The 19,802-nt window shown below is 35.3% G+C and carries 29 protein-coding genes; 2 read left to right on the top strand and 27 right to left on the bottom strand.

Annotation, left to right across the window (positions count from 1 at the left end; all coding sequences use genetic code 11):
- Nucleotides 1–85: 85 nt before the first annotated feature.
- Together TDE_RS02375 and TDE_RS02380 are read left to right on the top strand one after the other, a co-directional pair.
- The gene (locus tag TDE_RS02375) at nt 86–652 is read left to right on the top strand and encodes a hypothetical protein (RefSeq protein WP_002681599.1); all 567 of its coding nucleotides are present in this window, start codon (nt 86–88) and stop codon (nt 650–652) included.
- Nucleotides 652–1,761: a sensor histidine kinase gene (locus TDE_RS02380; RefSeq protein WP_002681602.1), complete on the top strand. Its 1,110-nt coding sequence runs from the start codon at nt 652–654 to the stop codon at nt 1,759–1,761. Before TDE_RS02375 ends, TDE_RS02380 begins: the two co-directional genes overlap by 1 nt.
- On the opposite strand, the gene TDE_RS02385 is transcribed toward TDE_RS02380, so the two are convergent.
- The 27 genes from TDE_RS02385 to TDE_RS02515 form a co-directional block, all read right to left on the bottom strand.
- The gene (locus TDE_RS02385) at nt 1,715–2,476 is read right to left on the bottom strand and encodes a class I SAM-dependent methyltransferase (RefSeq protein WP_002681611.1); all 762 of its coding nucleotides are present in this window, start codon (nt 2,474–2,476) and stop codon (nt 1,715–1,717) included. The genes TDE_RS02380 and TDE_RS02385 overlap by 47 nt on opposite strands.
- Nucleotides 2,477–2,692: 216 nt before the next feature.
- The gene (locus TDE_RS02390) at nt 2,693–3,649 is read right to left on the bottom strand and encodes a HipA domain-containing protein (RefSeq protein ID WP_002681613.1); all 957 of its coding nucleotides are present in this window, start codon (nt 3,647–3,649) and stop codon (nt 2,693–2,695) included.
- Nucleotides 3,646–3,975 (bottom strand): HipA N-terminal domain-containing protein, encoded by a 330-nt coding sequence (locus TDE_RS02395; protein ID WP_002681615.1) that lies wholly within the window; start codon nt 3,973–3,975, stop codon nt 3,646–3,648. Before TDE_RS02395 ends, TDE_RS02390 begins: the two co-directional genes overlap by 4 nt.
- Before the next feature lie 129 nt (nt 3,976–4,104).
- On the bottom strand, nt 4,105–4,323 hold the full coding sequence (locus TDE_RS02400; protein ID WP_002681617.1) for a helix-turn-helix domain-containing protein: 219 nt from the start codon (nt 4,321–4,323) through the stop codon (nt 4,105–4,107).
- 184 nt (nt 4,324–4,507) lie between these two features.
- Nucleotides 4,508–5,014 carry a hypothetical protein gene (locus tag TDE_RS02405; protein ID WP_002681619.1) on the bottom strand — a complete coding sequence of 169 codons (507 nt, stop codon included), beginning with the start codon at nt 5,012–5,014 and terminating at the stop codon, nt 4,508–4,510.
- A 45-nt stretch (nt 5,015–5,059) separates the two neighbouring features.
- Nucleotides 5,060–5,377: an ATP-binding protein gene (locus TDE_RS02410; RefSeq protein ID WP_002681620.1), complete on the bottom strand. Its 318-nt coding sequence runs from the start codon at nt 5,375–5,377 to the stop codon at nt 5,060–5,062.
- A 273-nt stretch (nt 5,378–5,650) separates the two neighbouring features.
- Nucleotides 5,651–6,631, bottom strand: a complete 981-nt coding sequence (locus TDE_RS02420; protein ID WP_002681622.1) for a C45 family autoproteolytic acyltransferase/hydolase — start codon at nt 6,629–6,631, stop codon at nt 5,651–5,653.
- Nucleotides 6,632–6,824: 193 nt separating this feature from the next.
- Nucleotides 6,825–7,214 carry a hypothetical protein gene (locus tag TDE_RS02425; RefSeq protein WP_002665934.1) on the bottom strand — a complete coding sequence of 130 codons (390 nt, stop codon included), beginning with the start codon at nt 7,212–7,214 and terminating at the stop codon, nt 6,825–6,827.
- A 104-nt stretch (nt 7,215–7,318) separates the two neighbouring features.
- Nucleotides 7,319–8,446, bottom strand: coding sequence for a hypothetical protein (locus TDE_RS02430; protein ID WP_002681624.1), 1,128 nt, complete (start codon nt 8,444–8,446; stop codon nt 7,319–7,321).
- Nucleotides 8,447–8,627: 181 nt separating this feature from the next.
- Complete coding sequence (locus TDE_RS02435; protein WP_002681626.1) at nt 8,628–9,692, bottom strand: ankyrin repeat domain-containing protein; 1,065 nt, start codon at nt 9,690–9,692, stop codon at nt 8,628–8,630.
- Between the two features lie 21 nt (nt 9,693–9,713).
- Complete coding sequence (locus TDE_RS02440) at nt 9,714–10,565, bottom strand: DUF2262 domain-containing protein (RefSeq protein ID WP_002681628.1); 852 nt, start codon at nt 10,563–10,565, stop codon at nt 9,714–9,716.
- 37 nt (nt 10,566–10,602) lie between these two features.
- A complete protein-coding gene (locus TDE_RS02445; protein ID WP_002676860.1) occupies nt 10,603–11,238 on the bottom strand; it encodes a hypothetical protein in 636 nt (211 codons plus the stop codon).
- A gap of 62 nt (nt 11,239–11,300) precedes the next feature.
- Nucleotides 11,301–11,582 (bottom strand): type II toxin-antitoxin system YafQ family toxin, encoded by a 282-nt coding sequence (locus TDE_RS02450; RefSeq protein ID WP_002665928.1) that lies wholly within the window; start codon nt 11,580–11,582, stop codon nt 11,301–11,303.
- Complete coding sequence (locus TDE_RS02455) at nt 11,579–11,851, bottom strand: type II toxin-antitoxin system RelB/DinJ family antitoxin (protein WP_002665927.1); 273 nt, start codon at nt 11,849–11,851, stop codon at nt 11,579–11,581. Before TDE_RS02455 ends, TDE_RS02450 begins: the two co-directional genes overlap by 4 nt.
- 65 nt (nt 11,852–11,916) lie before the next feature.
- Nucleotides 11,917–12,126, bottom strand: coding sequence for a hypothetical protein (locus tag TDE_RS02460; protein ID WP_002681636.1), 210 nt, complete (start codon nt 12,124–12,126; stop codon nt 11,917–11,919).
- A 50-nt stretch (nt 12,127–12,176) separates the two neighbouring features.
- Nucleotides 12,177–12,893 (bottom strand): hypothetical protein, encoded by a 717-nt coding sequence (locus TDE_RS02465; protein WP_002681638.1) that lies wholly within the window; start codon nt 12,891–12,893, stop codon nt 12,177–12,179.
- A 44-nt stretch (nt 12,894–12,937) separates the two neighbouring features.
- The gene (locus tag TDE_RS02470) at nt 12,938–13,507 is read right to left on the bottom strand and encodes a hypothetical protein (RefSeq protein WP_002681641.1); all 570 of its coding nucleotides are present in this window, start codon (nt 13,505–13,507) and stop codon (nt 12,938–12,940) included.
- A gap of 39 nt (nt 13,508–13,546) precedes the next feature.
- The gene (locus TDE_RS02475) at nt 13,547–14,215 is read right to left on the bottom strand and encodes a hypothetical protein (RefSeq protein ID WP_002681642.1); all 669 of its coding nucleotides are present in this window, start codon (nt 14,213–14,215) and stop codon (nt 13,547–13,549) included.
- 202 nt (nt 14,216–14,417) lie between these two features.
- A complete protein-coding gene (locus TDE_RS13140) occupies nt 14,418–14,576 on the bottom strand; it encodes a hypothetical protein (RefSeq protein WP_010956759.1) in 159 nt (52 codons plus the stop codon).
- Nucleotides 14,577–14,652: 76 nt separating this feature from the next.
- Nucleotides 14,653–15,447, bottom strand: a complete 795-nt coding sequence (locus TDE_RS02480; protein ID WP_002681643.1) for a DUF4261 domain-containing protein — start codon at nt 15,445–15,447, stop codon at nt 14,653–14,655.
- A gap of 106 nt (nt 15,448–15,553) precedes the next feature.
- Nucleotides 15,554–15,877: a hypothetical protein gene (locus TDE_RS02485; protein WP_002681645.1), complete on the bottom strand. Its 324-nt coding sequence runs from the start codon at nt 15,875–15,877 to the stop codon at nt 15,554–15,556.
- A 26-nt stretch (nt 15,878–15,903) separates the two neighbouring features.
- Nucleotides 15,904–16,917, bottom strand: a complete 1,014-nt coding sequence (locus TDE_RS02490; protein ID WP_002681648.1) for a hypothetical protein — start codon at nt 16,915–16,917, stop codon at nt 15,904–15,906.
- A 24-nt stretch (nt 16,918–16,941) separates the two neighbouring features.
- Nucleotides 16,942–17,256, bottom strand: a complete 315-nt coding sequence (locus TDE_RS02495) for a hypothetical protein (protein WP_002665898.1) — start codon at nt 17,254–17,256, stop codon at nt 16,942–16,944.
- A gap of 24 nt (nt 17,257–17,280) precedes the next feature.
- Nucleotides 17,281–17,739: a hypothetical protein gene (locus TDE_RS02500; RefSeq protein ID WP_002665895.1), complete on the bottom strand. Its 459-nt coding sequence runs from the start codon at nt 17,737–17,739 to the stop codon at nt 17,281–17,283.
- A gap of 97 nt (nt 17,740–17,836) precedes the next feature.
- Nucleotides 17,837–18,409, bottom strand: a complete 573-nt coding sequence (locus TDE_RS02505; protein ID WP_245522440.1) for a hypothetical protein — start codon at nt 18,407–18,409, stop codon at nt 17,837–17,839.
- 162 nt (nt 18,410–18,571) lie between these two features.
- Nucleotides 18,572–19,123: a hypothetical protein gene (locus TDE_RS02510; protein WP_002681650.1), complete on the bottom strand. Its 552-nt coding sequence runs from the start codon at nt 19,121–19,123 to the stop codon at nt 18,572–18,574.
- Between the two features lie 84 nt (nt 19,124–19,207).
- Complete coding sequence (locus TDE_RS02515) at nt 19,208–19,795, bottom strand: SMI1/KNR4 family protein (RefSeq protein ID WP_002681651.1); 588 nt, start codon at nt 19,793–19,795, stop codon at nt 19,208–19,210.
- Nucleotides 19,796–19,802 lie beyond the last annotated feature (7 nt).

Consider the following 19,802-nt stretch of genomic DNA (forward strand, 5'->3'; position numbering starts at 1 on the left):
TCATGAAAGGTGGCTTGTAAAAAGATTAAAAAATTTTAATCTAAAATTACGACACAAGACGGCAAAAATATTGTATAATATGTTTATGGAAAAGAATAGAAAACGTATCGTCTTTATTGCGGCGGCACTTATATATTTTATGCTTTATGCGGCAGCCTTTGCAGAAAAACATGATGATGACTGCAAAACACTTCGATATCGCGGAAAGCGTCTGCCCTCGGCCGTTGAGTTATTTTATGTTACCAAAATAGAAAGCGAAATAGAGTCCGGCAATTATCTTGAAATAGAAATAAAATTCAATATCCCTGTCGAGCCGCGGACCCTGCAAAAAAAGTTTATCCGCATAAACGGAAATCCGCTGCCGGGCGCTGCGGTTCTTTCTTTTAATAAGGCAGGAAACAAAATAAAAATACTGATTCCTGTCTCCGTTGTTTTAGGTTCAGAAAAAGATGAACCCTTTTATATCGATTTACCTGAAGCAAAGAGTTTTAATCATATTCCTCTGTATAGTTCTCATTTCGATGATATACACTGCAACAAAGAATACAGATTTGAATTTGTAAATATTCATCCGCATAAGGATAAAGAAAAACACGGCAAAATAACTCACAATCATTACAGCGAGTATCTGCGTTTTGAGGAGGATGATTGATGAACAAAGTATTGATTGTGGAAGACGATGAAGGAATTGCGGATTTTTTACGGTTCGAATTGGAACATGAAGGCTACAGCGTTTTACACGCCGGCGACGGAAGAACAGCTCTTGAGCTTTTTGAAAGCGATACTCCCGATATTCTCCTGCTTGACATTATGCTGCCTCAACTGAACGGGCTTGAAGTGCTCAGGCGGATTAGAAAGACATCGAGCGTGCCGGTCATTATGCTTACAGCGCGGGGAGAAACCTTCGATAAGGTCAGCGGGCTTGATTCCGGTGCTGACGATTATCTTGCAAAGCCTTTTGAAATCGGAGCATCCAATCTCGATGAAAGGCTGCCTGTTACGGACAAAGGGGATGATTTTGATGAACTTGCAAAGACGTTTAACAACCTGCTTTCCCGCCTGCAAACCGATTTTGCCAGAGAAAGGCAGTTTACAGCCGATGTTTCTCATGAGTTAAAAACGCCGCTTGCCGTCATACTAGGCCATGCGAATATGCTTCGCCGTTGGGGAAAAGACGATCCAGATAGGCTGGAGCACTCGCTTTCTGTGCTGATCCGCGAAGCTCATTCTATGCAGTCGATTATTGAAAACCTGCTGCGTATTGCCCGTTTTGAAAACGGCAGTATCAAGATTAAGGCTGCGTCTCTTTCCATCCCGGCGCTGTTTGAAAGGCTCGTAGACGAAACAAAAACATATGCTCCCGGTATAAGCTTCGATACTCATATCGAGGTTGAAACTATCCATACCGATGCGGAACTGCTGCATCAGGCCTGTACAATAATTATTTCCAACAGCGTAAAATTTGCAGGAGAAAATGCACACATCATTCTTTCGGCCGAATATAGGGATTCTTATATTATCTCGATTTCGGATAACGGTCCGGGAATCGGAGAAGATGCATTACCGCATATCTTTGAGAGGTTTTACCGCGGAGATGCAGCACATGTCCGCAGTGCAGGCGGAGCGGGATTGGGGCTTTCTATCGTTAAAAGTATTATGCAAGTGCTAGGCGGTTCGGTCTCTGCCGAAAGCGAAGAAAGAAAAGGCGCCGTTATTATAATGCAGCTGCCGCAAAATAATATCTATGAATTCTTCCCTTAATTACACCTTCTTTCTCAAGAATTTCCTGCGCTTTAAAAAGGTTCTTCTGATATTTCTCCACTTCAAAACCGGGAAATTCCCAATCAATGATTCTCGCAAACCAGACAAGTGCACCTACGTCATAAAACTCTATCGGCCTATAGACTTCAGCTTCTTCTATAATATCAAATCCGTTATCTGCAAATTCCTGTCTTGCAATATTCAAATAAGCTTCCGGAAACGGAATGTCAATATTGCCAATTAAAAGCTCTACCAGGTCTCTGTCATTTTCAGCGCCTACTTGCTGTGTAAGAAATACTCCTCCTTTTTTAAGAGTTCTTTTAATCTCATTTACATTGTATTTACCGTGTCTGTTAGTAATAATGTCAAAGTAATTATTTTCAAAAGGAAGGATATCTCCGCCGTCACATGCTTTAAAATTTATCCCTAAAGGAAGAAGTCTTTCTTCACATATTTTGATGTTTGGTTCATAGCCTTCAATCGCAGCAGTGTGTTTAGCATTGGTCATAAAAGATAAAAGAAATTCTCCGCCGCCTGTTTCCATATCCAATAAATAATCGGTATCACTCAGATAAGATTTTATGATTTTTCCAAAATCCCATGGAAGATCGTCCTCTTCTTTATACCTTCCTCTAATGTGAGAGAAATCCCAACCTTTAATATGAGCTGTTTCTTGCTCATGCAGCCATTGATTTAAAAGTGCTTGTTTTTCCATATTTTTTTCTCAAAGTTATTTTGTATTGAGGATTGTATCATTTTTAATGGTGTTTTTCTAGCAGTAGGTTATAAATGATTCGATAATTACGAGGATAACTATGACGATTTCATTCCGGAATTCCGATAATAAAGTACATTATATACCATAAAAATATAACATAAAACCGCTATGAACATATTAAACAGCATAGTGAAAAGCAATGTTTGTAAACCCTTAATATACCATAAGAGCTGATACTCTTTTATCTACTAATTCTATAAAGGCTTCTTTCATGTCTTGAGGCATTAGAGAATTACAGCACATATCAATGAATACAGGCTCCATAAATATTAATTGTCCTATCATTTTCTCCGCTGCAAGTTTTGCTATTCCACAACCGGCTGCAAAGATAAGAAAATCTTTACGATGAATATTTCTTTTCTTTCCATTTATCGGCAGAGCAAATTCTTCCTTGTCTTCAGGTATAATTACATTTACCGGAAGCAAATCATATGCAGGGGAAAGATGATATTCTCCTGAGCCCGATTCCGATTCAATCAAGGAAAAATTCTTTAAATGCATATCGGAATTTCCAACAATAAACGAAAATACCAGCCGATAAAATAGTTCGCTCATATCAAGGCCTGAACGGGATGAATACTTTTTAATTATATTTCCGCACCGTTCGCAAGAGCCTTTATATTTATCTTGAGTCAATCTTAAATCAAGCTGACAAAAATCCTCCATTGCAATCAGCTTTACATTGGAATCTTTTGAAAAAACACGATCGATTCTTTTTGTAATATACGCATAAGAGTCTTTGCTTTTTACAAGAGCGTGAGGAACTGTTCTAATCTTAGCTTTATCTGCCATAGACATAACAAGATGTTCAGCCTCAGGCAATGCACGAAATTCTTTTACTTGAGGTTTTAAAATATATCCCGTCGGGTAATTCACAACAGTCAATCTGGGATAAACTTCCTTTGAAAGATGTAATGAAAGTTTTTTTTGAACACCCGGAATAGTATACCCTTTATTGGTGCTTTCTTTTGCCAGTTCTTCCAACACCGAATCTGTTATTTCAATTTCCGGAATAACGGCTGTTGTGAAAAATTTTTTTATACATGTTTTATGCCAGCCGCTACTTTCATTATTGTCTTTTATCGGCTTTCCGCAACACAGACAGTTCATATCTTTTCCTCTCTGATACTGACGTTTCCGATAGGGTCTTTACAAGCAACTAAAAGCAATGCAAATCTGTCCTTAGGATCTATCTTCCAATTACGGCTTACAATATCAAGAAGCCAGCCTTCAGGAATCAGTCCGTCAAAAAAAGAAAATAATGTTTTTGATTTATAAGGTTCTTCACGTATCGGAAGTGTCAATGAAACCGGATGGTTACTTGCCTTGATATAGGTTTTATCGTAAGAAAAAGAATATCCTTCATCAGTCTCGCTCAGTTTTCCGGCAAAGTTATTATATACATAGACATCCGCAGTTCTGAATATGTTTTTCATTTATATTCCTTAAAATGGAACAGTTGAGAGAATATCAATTCTCGAAAACTGTTGCATTGGTGCGCGTAACGCGCACATTGTAATATGCGATGTTTGCGGTCAGCAAACTCGACGGTTAACGAGGCAATCTTATTTGGTTGCCGAAGTTACACCTTCCTTTTTTCCCGGGACGGCCTCCATACCGAACATCGCCAGTGCAACATTCACTTTATCCATGCGTACGGTTTCTTTTCCTTGCTCCAATTCACGGACAAAGCGAAGTCCAAGACCGGCTCTTATCGCAAAATCTTCTTGTGTCAAACCGGCAGATTTTCTGCTGGTCTTAATGAATTCCGCTATCCTATTCATATTGCCTCTTTTGAAGTTATTATAAGAATAATATACACCCTTTAGGGTATAATGTCAAGCAATTAGCACTAAAATACACCCTAACAGGTATAATTATTTAATCAGAGGCGATTATATACCCGATAGGGTGTATCTTGAAATGGTTAATGATTTTATACTCTATCTACATTATGTACACGGCTTTTTATTTTTTGTAAACTGACAGCTCTTCTATTGCAATATCCAAAGAAAGCTGCCTTCTTCTCTTTTCTTTTGTTTCTTTTACGGAGCCGACCAAAACTACTCTATGTTTTGGTATTTTTAATACGTAAGTTTTATACCAATAAGGCTGTGGTTTGGGAATCTTAATATTTAACGCTCCTTGTTTGATGTGTAATTCTTTATTTTTCCAATATAAAACGGCATGATCTTCATATAGTTCAAGCTGTGCTTCTTCTTCCTTGCTGCTCCAACATTTTGCGGCAATCCATGCCGGCAGTGACATAGCAATAGAAATTAAGCCGAATATCAAATAAACAGCATGCATGGGATGTTCTCTGAAATATACCGGTCCATGTTCCGGTCCTTTTTCAATACCGGAAAACACAAGAAATGCATAAAAAGTCAAAAGTCCAAGAGTTACTCCGAATAACACCATAATATACAATACACCGGGTGAATATTTATTGCATTGAAATGTTATTCTTCTCATAATTTACAACTCCTTTTTCAACGCTTTATTCCATACAAGCACTGACTATTGATACATCTCGTCAAGTGATACTAATACTGTCTTTTCATCCTGCAAAGAATCATGTAACCTGATTGTACGAAAGCTTCTATCTTCAATACCGGCTAAAAATACATCCGTTACCTGTTTTGAGAATAACTCCAGATTTCTTTCTTTGCCCACTTTGGTTGCTGTATAAAAAATTACCTTTTTATCTTTCACAAATTCCGAAATAAGGGTAAATTTATCGATGCGTCTGCGTCCGTATATAACTGTCATTCCGAGTCCGGGTTTTTGATAAAATTCATTTAGATATGATAATTCTTTTTCTCTTCCAATGAACATATGTATATCCTCATTAATAGTTTGATTCAAATTAATTTTATTCAAATTGATTTGAATAAAATTATATCATATTCCATTCTATTTATCAATTCAAATCAAACGTCAGAGAGTAGCGCCCGCTCTTATTTTCTTTACATTGTAGTTCATCAAATGCCTTCCTAAATGTTTGTAAGCAAAGGCTTTTATTCCTGACACTTCCTGATGATGATGTTTCAGCAATTCATCCGGAGAATCCCATACTCCAAAATCCTGAGTAATTCCATTTTCATATGTTTACAAATTACGCATCCTCTTATCTATCTGATATTTTTTTCTATCTGGATTCCCCTCACATCTATAAATCACCTTATTTTTTATATCGTATACAGATGACCATATTGTATCAAATCCATTTTTTCTATTATATTGACATAAAAAACCTCTTTCTCCTCTCATTAAAGCAAATACATTATCTAGTGTGTATTCCTCAAATTTTTGGCTTTCTAAAGTTTTGTATCTTTCATGAGAGTAAATATCGTCTTTTCCATCATATTTGTAGGATTTTAATTTATTTGATACAAAATGATTTGTTTTAAGAGCCCTGTTTCCTATTTTTATATCCTGACATCTTGCATTCAGTTCAGCAGATAGAACTGTCCCATACCTATCTATTGCAATGATATTTTGTGAAGATCCTATCGGAATTTTCTTTAAAAAGCTTTTTACTTCTTCTATTGTTTCACATTTTTCCAAAATATACCTTACTAGAAACCCCGCATTGAATCCTACATCTTTTACCGTAGGATATACAAAGGTAAGTCCGCAGGCTAATCCCTTTTCATTTATTCCATCTTCCATTTCGATCATTGCTGTCGTATTTCCAATAAAGGAATATCCCTTATTAAGTTTGTAATAAGCACTGTCAGACAGTTTTTCAACTTCAATCATAAAATCACTGTTTCTGGCAAAATATATTCCATTACTATTTGAAAATGCAATCATAGAACAATGTGTATCATAAGTAAATACATACATTCCTACAAGAAAAGAAAATACTTTATCAAAATCATAGTTCTGTCCATCTGCAAAACCTTGAATTTCTTCTATGATTTCAGAATAATATTCATGATAAATACTAAAAACTTCTTTGCCATATTTCATTTTCTCATTAGTTAAAAACTTTGCAAAATCAATTTTTACATTATTTTTATACAAGCGGCTTCCATAAGAAAATCCGGCTGAATAATGATTGTTTTTCCATCTTGAATGATACAAATTATCACCTCCGCTTTTCAGAGTAACAGAATAAAAAATTTTAGTAAAGATATCTCCTTATTATAATTATTTTATATTGAGAATTACATCATATTTAAGCTGTTTTTCTACTGCCATATTTCCTAATTGTCTCGAGTCTTTTATTTTAAGAGTAACCAAAGTTTTTTCTTTAATTGCGTAAACACTCAATTTATCACTCTATTTGAAATGCGATGTTGCATTTTGAGTTCTTTAAATTTGGAAAGCCATATTCCTCTAATCGATTTAGAGTTTTTTGAATAGATTCGGTTATATTGTTTTTGCTAATAGGTAAATTGCTTATGATATATATAATACCGCTAAGTTTTGCCGGATAAATAATCCCGCACTTAGCTTCATTATTTATAATACGGAGCAGGTAAACATCATATTTTGTTTTGACATAGAAATCAAACTCTTGATTATCATAAATCTCCTCCGGAATCAGGTGGACCGGAGCTATGATACAGTCTTTCATTTGAAAACTATCACTCCCAAAATGTGCTTTACAATTGTGTTTTCGCTTTATTCTTTCTATCCATTCAGTAATCATTATCATACCCATCGTCACTGCCTATAATTTTTGCACCGTCTATTGCCATTTATCATCTCTCCGTTCGCAATTCTAATACATTCCCTAACAAGTGTTGCTTATTTAGTTTTGCTTACTTATAGAAAGGTTAATGTAATCCTTTTGACTTCTTTGTAATATTGATTCATTTCAAATAAAATCTTAATATTTTTATATTGCACACCTTCCATATTCTCTTGCTCTGTTTTTGGAGGAGAAACTCCTAGTATTTCATAAGGCTCTTTCCATTCTCTCCGTTTATCAAAAACAAGATCAATCCATACCGGTTCAATATATATTTCTTTTGCATCATCTATAATTGCTTTGATAATCGTTGCCTCAAGCAAAGAACATGGTGAATCCGATAAGTTTTTAGCTTGTAAAGTTATATTTGTAAACTCATATTGATTATCACTTTTAAAAACATAAGCCTTACTTATTTCCCCCGGTTGCAAAATGATGTTTTTTAATTCTTCAATCGTTCCTTGCTTTATAATAAGGTTTTTAAAGAAACAATCTTCAAATGTATCACTGCCTAAAATAAAAGACCTTCCAATATCTGCATGAAATGTAAATCCATTCGGATTATCCGAATGCGTTTTTAATTGCGGTTTCAATTCCTTACAAATAGCTTCATAGGATTTTATGTTAAGCCCATCTTTTTTTACTTCAGAAATATCTTGATATATCATGCTATCATCATCAGCTGCACCTTTCAGTTTGATGCCGTCAATATCCATTCGTATGTTTAGTAATCTCTCATCAATAAGCATCGGATGTTTTTCAGAAACGAATGCAATAAATTCCATCGCTCTATCATAAGGAACTTTCAATTCTTCAAGTGAATGTACTTTCGTATAGTATATAAAATTTATAGGGATTTCCCAAAAAATCTCATCATTACCAAGTTCATAATTTTTTTTGTATTCCTCAATGATATACTCGCCGAAAATCTCATCAAAATTCGTTTTTATAGATGGTGATGTCATGGAAAGAGGATCACGGGAAACAGTATAAAAAATGATGAGATCGGGATATTCATTTAATGTCACAAGCCAGCGGCGATAATATTTATCTTTCTTAATGGTATATGCATCCTTACCAAATCTATTATCCAAATATTTGATTATCATTTCACTATCTTCTTTAATATGAGAACAGGCATTTAAAAAAATTACACTGCACACAATACATAATAAAATGACTATTGGTTTAAAAATATTCATATACATTCTCCTTTTATGTTCGCATCAAAGTTGTTTTCTTTCTCTTGTTTTTCAATAAGATAATACGGCTTATTCCATCTTTTCCTATTGCTTATTTATAAGAGAACAAAAAATACTTGTATGAGGTTTCCCTCTCATTTTGCCGCCTCAAAGAACTATTTTTATAAGTTTATATTCTCAATCATCTGTTATAATTTGTTTTTCCTAAAAGAATAGGAGTAGGATTTAACAATACCCAGAGAACCGAAAGTTCACGCAAACGCTCTGTTATAACTTCTTCATCCTCACCGTTTGCACGGATATTTGAAATAAGCTCTTTGGTCTCTTTCAGTTCTTCCTCAGAAAGCGGTGTGCCTGAAGCAAAATGATTTGGCAGAGAATTAAGCATATTTCTATAATCTTTATCCCAGTTTACTCCGCCATTTCTATATAGCTCATCCTGCACCCTGCCTGTTATACGGATAACTTCTCCCTGTACTGTTTTTGCAGCTCCGCTTGAAGGAATCAGCATCTCCCAAAGTTCATCGTATTGTTCCTTCCAAGAACCTGTCTTTACAATAATGGGAGAAACGCCGTCATGTATTTTACGTTTTGGAGCAGGCTTTACATCAAATAGTGCATAGAGTTTTTCAAGCCCTGCTTCTGTTTCGGCCAGAGAGTCTTTATTAAAGTTTTCTCTGTGAAATTCAAAATCCTTACCGATTATTTCGACTCTTTCAGCCATTTCAGGTACTACCTCAGCACCTGCCTTTATCAGCATTTCTGCAATTTCCGCTGCCTGTACAACATTACTATTTCTGCAAGTAGCAAGGGCTTCGGCTAGCGGAGTTCGTCCCATATCATTTTTTGCATTAACATCTGCATCTTTTTCAATCAAAAAACTTACTATCTTAGGTCGGAAAAACCCTGCTGCCGTATGCAGAGGTGTACTTCCATATGTATCAGGTTTTTGTATATCTCCTCCTAATTCATACAGCAGTTTTACAGTATCTCTGCCCAGAGTGGCATGTTTATATAATGGCGTACGCCCATAATAATCGAGTGTATTTACATCTAAGCCCTGTTCAACGAGCCAGATCACAAGTTCATCAGGAACACCGCCATAATGAAGTGCCGTATTTAAGCTGTATCTACCGTTATGAGCTGTAAGCTCACATTTATCATAGACGGCTTTAAGAGCTTCAACATCTCCTGCTGTAATCAGTTCATCAAAATTTTGTGGTAAGGTAATTCTTTTCTTTGCCATTTTTCTTCTCCTTATATTTTCTCACCCTTCTATATCAGCCGACACAATCCCCTTCTTTAAGCTTCCGCATACTGTTATACAATGCCCGAAGAAAAGGTCGTCATCATCAAAATAGGCAGAAAATGAATCGCCTGATGTCATACAAATTGAACTGAGGCTAATTCTTTTTGCAAAACTTTCTTCTGTAATTTCAGCAGCTTCTTCATCAGATTCTGCCCATTCGCAGGCAAGCTTAGTAAGTTTCTTGGCAGCAAAACTACGCAGTTCTGCATCCCATTTTTCCTGTTCTGAAACCATTGTTTTCAGGGCTTTTTTCGCCTTTGTTATTCCTGATTTATTATCCTTATCTACATCTAATATAATATTTATTTTTCTATCCTGCCAAATAATACTTCCTTGAAAACTTTTAATTTGTTTATCATAAATCAGTTCACCTAATATATCATCTTGTAAAATTATAGGTTTTCTATACTCTGCAAGTATTTCTTCCAATTCCTTACAAGCCGCATTTTTTTCAAGAACTTCCACAACTAAAAAATGTTTTTTTGTCGGTAGTACACCGTTTGGAACTTCCTCAGGAAGCTTTGCACGCACCTTTAATTTGTAAATGGTTTCGTCTTCAAATTGATATGGCAAATTTTCTTTGTCTGTGACAGGAAATACTATACGCCCTTCTTCTTTATGCAGTTCACCTGTTTCACAGTCCACATAAGCTAAAAAATAAGCGGCCCAGTCCCAAAAACCGTTTCTCAAACTTCCGCCGCCGCCTTCGTGCCTTAGAACAATAATCTCTCGTTCCTTTTTCTCAAAAGAGTCTTCCCATTCTTTTTGTGTCATTTTATTTCTTAGCCGCATGTATTCAATTAATTCCATTAAGTCCTCCAATCAATCCCAAATAATTTTAAAATATTTATAATTTTGATTTGTGGTTATTAAACACATCTTCTATAACTTTCTCGGTTTGGTTATCATATTGCCTTTTGATTAATAGTATTTCTTTTACTGTCATTAATTTTTCTTTATCCTGCCTCAATTTTTCCAAAGCAAGCTCAATATCTTCTCTTGCATTACAGTATTTTTCATTTTTATTGCAACTGCAATCAAGCTCCCAATAAAACTTTGTTTTCTTTACCTGATAGATTTCAAGAAATTTAATACAACTGATTTTACGGTTAAAACGGATTCTTACATCTTTAGTAAAATACAAGCTATTATTAATCAAATACAACTCTTGTCTTCCATATAATTTTTCAGCCTGTACACTAATTATTTTAGAAATCAAATATTGAACAGACATTAAAATAAATAATGCAATTACAGCCAAAAATAGCAATAATATCATATTATCTACAACTAACCAACTCACAGTTCCGATAACTGCCGACATTGCCATAACCGCTCCACATATCGGTATTGCATCTCTTAGCAAAAATATAATCATGTCAATAATAAATCTTTTAATCCGGTTATAACCTCTAAGTTTATACTCTTTCATACTATTCAAAAAACTTAAATCATCCTTATATTCATCCATTCTCAGCATCATTTACACACTCATCAAAATCCATCTGATTATTCATTGTAAACTTCTTGAAACATTTTTTTGTCTTATTTTTTAAAAAGCTCTGAATGTGAGCCAAGTCTATAAAGCATAAGTACGAGTACATCATTTCTAATTTCATATACTAAAAGCCAATCCGGTTCTATGTGACATTCTCTTGTTCCCTTATAGTTTCCTGATAAATCATGATCTCTATACTTAGCTTCAAGTTTTTCTCCATTTGAAAGTAAATCAATAACTTTCAATAACTTATCTAAGTTTTTATTCTGTTTTTTTGCGAGTTTAATATCTTTCTTAAATTGGTTTGTAAATTTTATTTCGTATTTCATATTTCCAGCGCTTTACGCAAATCGTCTATATTTGAATATTTTTTTACGGTATCATCATAAGCAATTTTTCTACCTTCTTCTATTGCCGACGCTGTAATTGCATTGGGAATATCTAATTTCAAAGCAAACGGGATTCCATTTTCTCTAATAGTTGTTCTTAAAAATATATTGATAGCCGTTGTCATATTAAGCCCTAACTCAAAAAAAATAGCTTCTGCTCGCTCCTTCATTTCTTTATCTGTTCTGATATTCAAATTTGTTGTTGCCATAATATCACCCCATTCTTAAGTATATTCATTATTTCGTGCGATGTCAATATATTGTCATTACATATTTATACTTCTTCTTCGCTTAATTCTCTAAAATTTGAAATATGATACCCAAAATAGCATTTCCCCGATTGACCTATAAAAATTCCATGTTCCGGCATATTAGCTATCTCGCCTAAGTAAACCATAGGCATGTCATCGGAAAACGGATATTCCAAAGATATTTCATCTTTAAGAGTAACCAAAGTTTTTTCTTTAATTATGTAAGTGCTCAATTTATCACTCCTTAATATATCTCATAAATAAAATTTTATTACAGTATGAACTAACGAACATGGTCATTTTGTGGAATATCTTTAAACTTTTCTGCAAACCTATCATTCCATATTTTGTAGTCATAAGCAGGCATATTAACAGATAGGAATTCTAATTTTTCAAGTTCTAAAACGGGCGAATAATCTCCGTTCAATAGCCTAAATCCCGTTGTATGAAGATTTTTAATATTCTTCAAACTTTTTAAAAAATCAAAAGAATCTACTTTAATTATATTTCCCATAGAACTATGAATTCCCAGTTGTTTAAGATTTTTTAATTTGCCCAACGGCGAATAATCCGTAACGCCGGTGAAGTTAGATAATATAAGCACTTCTAAATTTTGTATTTCGCCTATAGGCTGCAAACTTTTTACTCTTGATGAAGCATATATTGAAAGAGCCTTTAAGTTTTTTAATTTTGCAATACACTGTATGTCCGAGAAATTGCCCTGAAATATAACGAGTTCTTCAAGTGATGTTTGATTACATATCGCTTCCAATAACTCCTGATTTACAATACCTGTTACTAAAAGCTTTTTAATGTTTGTTTTTGTATTGTTAAAATAATCTATCCAGCTTTTTAAAATGTTGTCTCTGTCTTTTTTTAAAGGATATTTTTCTTCAGATAATCCGTAGCAATATAATTTTAAAATTTCTTCTCCTGTATAATCTTTTAACTCTGTAATAGAGTTTCCTGCCCATTTTGCATTCCAGTTATAGTAATTCATAATTATTCTCCCATATTTACATAACAGTCAGTTCACTACTTGATTTAAATTCCGATAAAGGACTGTTTTATTTCAGACAGCTCTTTTAACTTTTTTTCTAACACCGCCGGATCCATTCCGTTTTTGATTGCAATTTCATAATACTTATCAAATTCGGGATGATTATTTTGTTTTACAACCGCTAAAAGTTCTGCAAAATATCCCCAAACATTATTATAGCTTTTTGTTGAAGTATAATCTTCTCTTTTAGGCATCCACTTGAGTTTTACAAAGAATTTGTAAAGTATCTTGCTCCATGTTTCTACCTCATCATCATAGCAAAAAAACTTGGTCTCAAACAGACTGCCGAAACGCCTGTCCCAAAATTTTACATTGTCAGGCAGATACCAGGTGTTACGGGTATCGCGGCATATCAATTCTATTATTATTCTTTCAAGTATTTCGGATGGAAAACCTCCGGCACAACCGTAACTTCCGGCAACTGAAGTTTGTGCCGCTTCCTCTTTAAGTTCTTCATAGGCTGTGCTGCTATCAAGCAACAACAAAGCAATTTGGGCACGGTGACCAAATGCTTTTCCTGCACTCAATATTCTATATTTCTCAATCTCGTTCATAGTTCCTCCAAAATTCTTACATATCTAATGGTTTGTCTGTTAATCGTCTATTGACATACCCCGACGCTTGCATCGGGGTTGTTGATTGTAATTTTCAATCTCTTCTCTGCTCATCCCCACAAGCTCCATTGTCCATACTCCTACAATATCCGAAAGTATAGAATCACAAATATACTCTTCTTTACCGTCAAGATACTTACAGGAAAATATCGGTTCTCTTGTTGCTGCTTTATAAAATTTCATTGTGATATTCTCTAATTTATCAGGAGAAAAAACAAGCGACAGACTGTTTGCAATATCGCTTCGCACCTTGTCCCAATCCTTATTTTGAGTCTTATATCTCTCCCTTATTTTTGATATATATCCATTACAATAAGTTTTTAATAGCTCTTTATTTTTATAAATATGTTTACAACTAAAATCAGAAATACAGCCGGTATGGATTAAAAATGTCAATAACTCATCTAAGCTTTCTGCCGCTCGCCCAACTTCACCTTCACTTCCGATAAAGCCTATACTTCCGTCTTCAAGAAAAACATATTCTCCTCCGCTGCCATCTTGTGCAAATGACTTACATCCAAGAGAGTATTCTTCATTATTTTCCAAAAACTGAGTATCTCCTGTTTCCTTATAAAAATAAATATCACATTCATTCATAAGCAGAATATTTAACGGTTCATTTTCTCTGATATATTGTAGTTTATCCATTTTAATTCTTCTCCATAAAATCTTTTTTCTATAATCCAAATTTTTCCTGTTCATAGAGTTCAGCATATCCGTCCACTATTAATATTCCGCTGCATTGGATATGAGCCTTGCTATTCCTTATTTCAAGAATTTTTAATTTGTATGAAGCCATCGGTTCGTGTTCATAAATGTAAAATGAGTCTTCTCTGTCATCGCTTGATATTTACAAGTTTCCAGAATTTCGCTGCCGTTCGGGCATTCCGCATTTTTCTTCCATAAGTAAATGAATCATAAAAACCATGCCCGGACGGTCGGCAGTTTGACTCATATCCTGTTTGAGAATCTTGTCATCTCCATTTGATTTTTTTTCATAGTACTTCAATCCATTACCTTGCCTGTTACATAGTTTATATACTGATAATTCGATGTCATTCCCTTAGTATGCTTCTTTATACAATTTATAATTCTAATTTTAATGAGTTCCCATCCAAAAAAACTGCTTTCGACTCTGTGATTTTGATTTTCTGTTCTTCGGTAAATCCTATGGTTTCTCCGTGTTGCAGTGTTACATCCTGCTGTAGGACATAGTCAAGTACAGGCAGTAGGAAATCGTATAGTTCGCTGCCCTTCATTTTTGCATCTATTATTTCTATCTCAGATTTGCCGAACTCCTTCATTCCATAAGTATAAACGCTACTTTTTTCATCGCTATTGATAATACCTATATACACCCAAAGCTGAATTGGCAGTATATCGTCCAACAAGAGATCTGTAAAATCGATATAAAGATTCTTTGGAAGCAGCAGCGTCGAGGCGCCTTGATATATCCCTATCGCAGTTTCACAAGTCCTCAGAATAGAAGCATTCAGTTTGGACAGTAGAGAGTATCTTTCGACTGCCGGTGTATTGCTGCCTAAAAGCGATACGATTGCATGTTGGGTATGCTCTTGTATCTCTTTTTCGGCGTCTTTCCAAAGGTAAGAATAGTTGTATATGGATTCAAATTCCGCAGCAGGTATCGGTGCAGGCATCAATGCAAGAGCCACAAGTTCCTCGTCGATTTTAAATGTGGCAGTATTATCATCTCCCTCTATCTCACCAACCTTAAGTCCCCAATATGATTTTAAATCCTGTATAACCTTATCCAGAGAATACCCTCTATCGCCTTTGAACATCGGCATAGACAGGATAAGTTGTCCTTTATTTTCTGGTTTTTCGTTTTTCTTGCCAAATATGTTATTTAGAATTCCCATAATATCAACCTCCGTTATTTAGTATAATTATACCCATTTTTTATGCAATATCAACGTACTGCCATTACATGTTCTTGTGTTTCTGATTTTTACCGTATTATAGTCATCAGCTGTGCCAAGCATAATACATTCCTTGAGCTGCCGCACGATTAACATTTTCACTATTCATCCAACAATATTTGTTTTCGATCCACTGCTTGCCTTGATGTTGTAACTGTTTATTCGCTGTTTCGTTTTTGTAATCGTATTTGTCATAAAAATACTGCTCGATGGCGTCTCTCGTTTGTCCGATATAATCGGCAATGGCGGTTTTTTCATCATCGGGAATATACGGATAAAGTTCTGCAACAATGTCAATTATCGGTTTGTGGAAATTTTCTCCAAATTCCAGAGATGCACTATAAACCGTATTTAAAATTTCCTCGTTCATTGTCATTACCTCCTCTCGGGAATCATCTATACCACCATTCTGCAAAGGGCGATATGGTCTATCTCATCGCTGATAAATACGTGATTATCCCAAATATCCATAATCCTGAATTTGGAATATCCTCTTGGGAGTGTAATATCGAGAAGCTCCAGGTCAGACAATCTCAACAGTTTTTGTTTCCCTTTCCATTCATCTGTCTTGAAAATCGGGGATAGTATCAGATATTCTTTTTGGGCACTGAATTTCCCTCTCAAGCCATGCTTTTGTGCAAGCCTCTCCAATTTTTCTTTTCCCCATATTTGTCTCTTGTAGATACCGTCTTGGGTGAGTTCGAGATACCAATAATACTTGAATTGTGATAAGCTGCAAGGATTTATCGTATCCGCTTCCACGAAGGCATAAATCGAATTATCTTTTATCATAAGGCTGCCTATCTGGGGATAGGAGTAACTAAAATCCATTTTGTGATGGATACCTTCTGCCCGTCCCAAGGATAGCATAAAATTGCTTCGGACTTTTTCATTTGTAAACACGGTGATGAGTTGCTTGTCCCAGTGCAGCGTATGCGTCTCATTGTCATAATGTAGAGAGGTAAAACTATTTGCGGCAAAGACCTCTCCGTCGACACGGCAAATAATCGGATAAACCCCCTTTTCGCCAAGTGTGGAAATCTCCGTGATATTCTCTGCGGCACACAGGTTTTCACTTACTACTTCGCACGGCTTCTGCTCGGGAGACGACACCCACCAGGCTTTTTTGTCTTCTCCGCTAATAATTAAAATGTCGGAACCTGTATCCAACAAAACGGGCTTATTCCAGCTTTTCTTTTGTGCGGGAGACGGAATGAATGACCATCGCCCCGCCTTTATCCAAACGATACCGTAGCTCGTGCCGTCATCGCCACTGCCCCAGATAACGAATTCGTCTTTTCCTCGTGCAAAATGATTTTTTGCATTGATGGGAGCATATTGATAGGCGCCGTTGTTTAGCTTGAATCCTGTAGTAGTCCACTCTGAAATTTTATCTAATTTTACCTGCATAATTTTCTCTCCTACAATAAAGTTCTATCCTTGTCTTCTGCTTGTATTATTGTAAAATAATTTAGTCCGTTCTTTGGTCAGCAGCCCCTTGTCTGCAAGCTTGTTTACAAAGTTTTCTTCGTATCTTGTAAAATCTTCGGCACAGCCTATGTTTTCTGCAAGGAGTAATAGAGCATTATCTATCGTTTCGGATTTTGGATTTCTACCAAGTTCTACCTCGATGTATTCACACAGACTGTCCAGAGTCTCATAATGTTCTTTGTCCGCTTGTTCAAAATTACCGCTCCAGTCTATCGAATCAAGCCTTTGTTTTAGGTGTAATAAATTAATATTATCCATTTTTTCGCTCTCTGTACTGCTTCCTTATAATCCGAATTTTTCCCAGTCCTTAACCGATTCAATAACAGGTATCCAACTGTCGATTTCAAATTTTTCCTGTTCATAGGGTTCAGTATATCCATCCACTATTAATATTCCGCTGCATTGGATATGAGCCTTGCTATTCCTTATTTCAAGAATTTTTAATTTGTATGAAACTATCGGTTCGTGTTCATAAATGTAAAATGAATCTTCTCTGTCATCGCTTTCTTCTATTGTCATTACAGAAAAGGATTCTCCAATTAATTCTGCTGCTGAGTTTTTGTCTGTACTTATTGGATTTATGCAAATAGAAGGTGCTATTGTTTCGCCCCTAAAATTACCTTTAGCAAATCCGACATCCACTGACCATGATGCAGATCCATCTTCTTTAAAATACATCAGACAGCTCTGTCTTCCGTTCCAGTCATCTTCAAACGTATAATTTTTTCCGATCTTTAGCATTTGTTATCTCCTTTTCACTAATAGTATATGTCATTCAATGCTGATTTATTTGAAAATTCCTTGTAACCATTTCACAATATCATCCGTCGTTTCTGTTTCATTTATTATACTGATAATTAAGATAATAGTCCTCCCACGTTCCTTTTATGTTTTTATTATGCGGATTATTGGGAATAATTATCTTTGATGACGGCAAAAAATAGCGGTTTTTATATTCGTATTTTCCCATTACACAGCCGTTTTGTATACCCGGCAGAGTTTTTAATTTCTGCTGTAAAGCCGAATAAAATTTTTTGATGTTTTTATCAGGCCGCTTATCAATTTGTCTTAAATATATTTGTTCTCGTGTACTCTCCGTTTCATATCCGCCGTTGCCTTCGATTGTAAAAGGAGCTATTTCAGGTGTATAAAAGGCGCCAAACGGAATAGAACTTTTTTCATCATCAAACGGATAACATGAAAAATAAAAAGAATGATAACTTTCTTCAAAGAAATATTCGGTAAATACATTAGGCCTGTCTTCCCGATAAGTATACACGTTCCGATTTCCGGACTTATTGTCAATTACTTCCACATAAGCGGATACGCCGTATTTTTTCATTATGTCATTGCTATACCGAAAGAAATCATCTACCGGTATGGCTATCCAAAAATTCATTGCTACGCTCATATATCCTTCGCAACCTCCAATTGCTCCGACTATTTACAATGCATCTTTTAAAAGCTCACCATAATCGCCCTACGGCGTCGGTTCGTTTTTGCACGTATAGTTCATAGATACATTTTCAGCTTCTCCTCTCATCTCTCTGAACGATTCGTAAAATACATCTATTCATCCTGCAATCAATTCTGATAATTCAAAATATGATAAAACGGAATCCGTATATAGTTTTCTCAACAAATTATCATCGAATTTCATAGAGTAATATTCTGTAACAAATTCTCGAAATCTTTCATACTTATCGAAAGCATATCCCAATAGCCAGTAATCTCCATCATGTTCATCTGTTTGATTTTGGTGAACTGCCCCATCATACCAAATGAAAAATGTTGTTTCCGCCCTTTCGTCTACTGAAAAAAGATTTATCAATTTCTCGTCAAGCCCTTCGTACATCTTGTCTATAATACTTTGATTCCATTCGTCGGCAGCAAATTGGTTCAGACTGTTTTCATGTGCAAAGCCTTTTACCAACACCACTGTTTCCGTAAAGATTACAGATAACGAATCTCCTGCTCCGTTATCAATAACATATTTGAGATTCGAGTCGAGTTTCTTCTTTCTTACCAATCGCAAGTCGTCTTCCGACGGGTCCGTCAAAGCATTATCCAAAATATATAGCGCCTCCAATCTTGTATGCATATTATCCCAATCCATATACTTCATATCGTTTCTCTTCCGTATTTCTTTGTTGTATCTCTTTTGTGAAAATAATGCACTGAGAGAACAACCTAATTTTTGAAAATAAGTTTAATCAATTTCTGCAATTATATCATCAATCAATTCCGTAATACTCGGCGCTGCATAAACCACTTTATCAGGATCATGAATATAGCAGATAATCTGACCTTCTTTTCCCGCTGTATCCGGATCAAAATCAAGCATCAGAAAGCAGCTGTCGCAGTATTCGGCAAAGGGAATCCATTTTTTATTGAAGAGATAGGGTTTAATCCTGCTATCCTTCATATTTTCAATATCTTCGTTTGTAAAATAATCCGTAAATTCCGTTAAGAGCGCATCTCTGTTTTGAAAATGTTCTTTTGTGTTTGTTACAGTCTGTAAACTCATCAGATTAAACGGCATTTCTATTTCATCTATAACGCAGGGTAAAATACTTAAGTATTTACTTCCATTTTTATATCGGTAAAGTTCTTTGAAGTCTTCCGGAAGGGTTATACCGAGCTTCTCCTCAAAGGCTGATATTTCTTCCTCTGAAGCTCCGGAAATTTCCTGATAGTCGTCCAGATATTCTTCTTCGACAGGATCATCCAAATCCCATTCTTCAAAATGCTCACATATATACTTTTCTATCTGTTTAATCTTGTCAATTAGTTGCATAACTTTC

Source organism: Treponema denticola ATCC 35405, from assembly GCF_000008185.1.
Taxonomy (GTDB): domain Bacteria; phylum Spirochaetota; class Spirochaetia; order Treponematales; family Treponemataceae; genus Treponema_B; species Treponema_B denticola.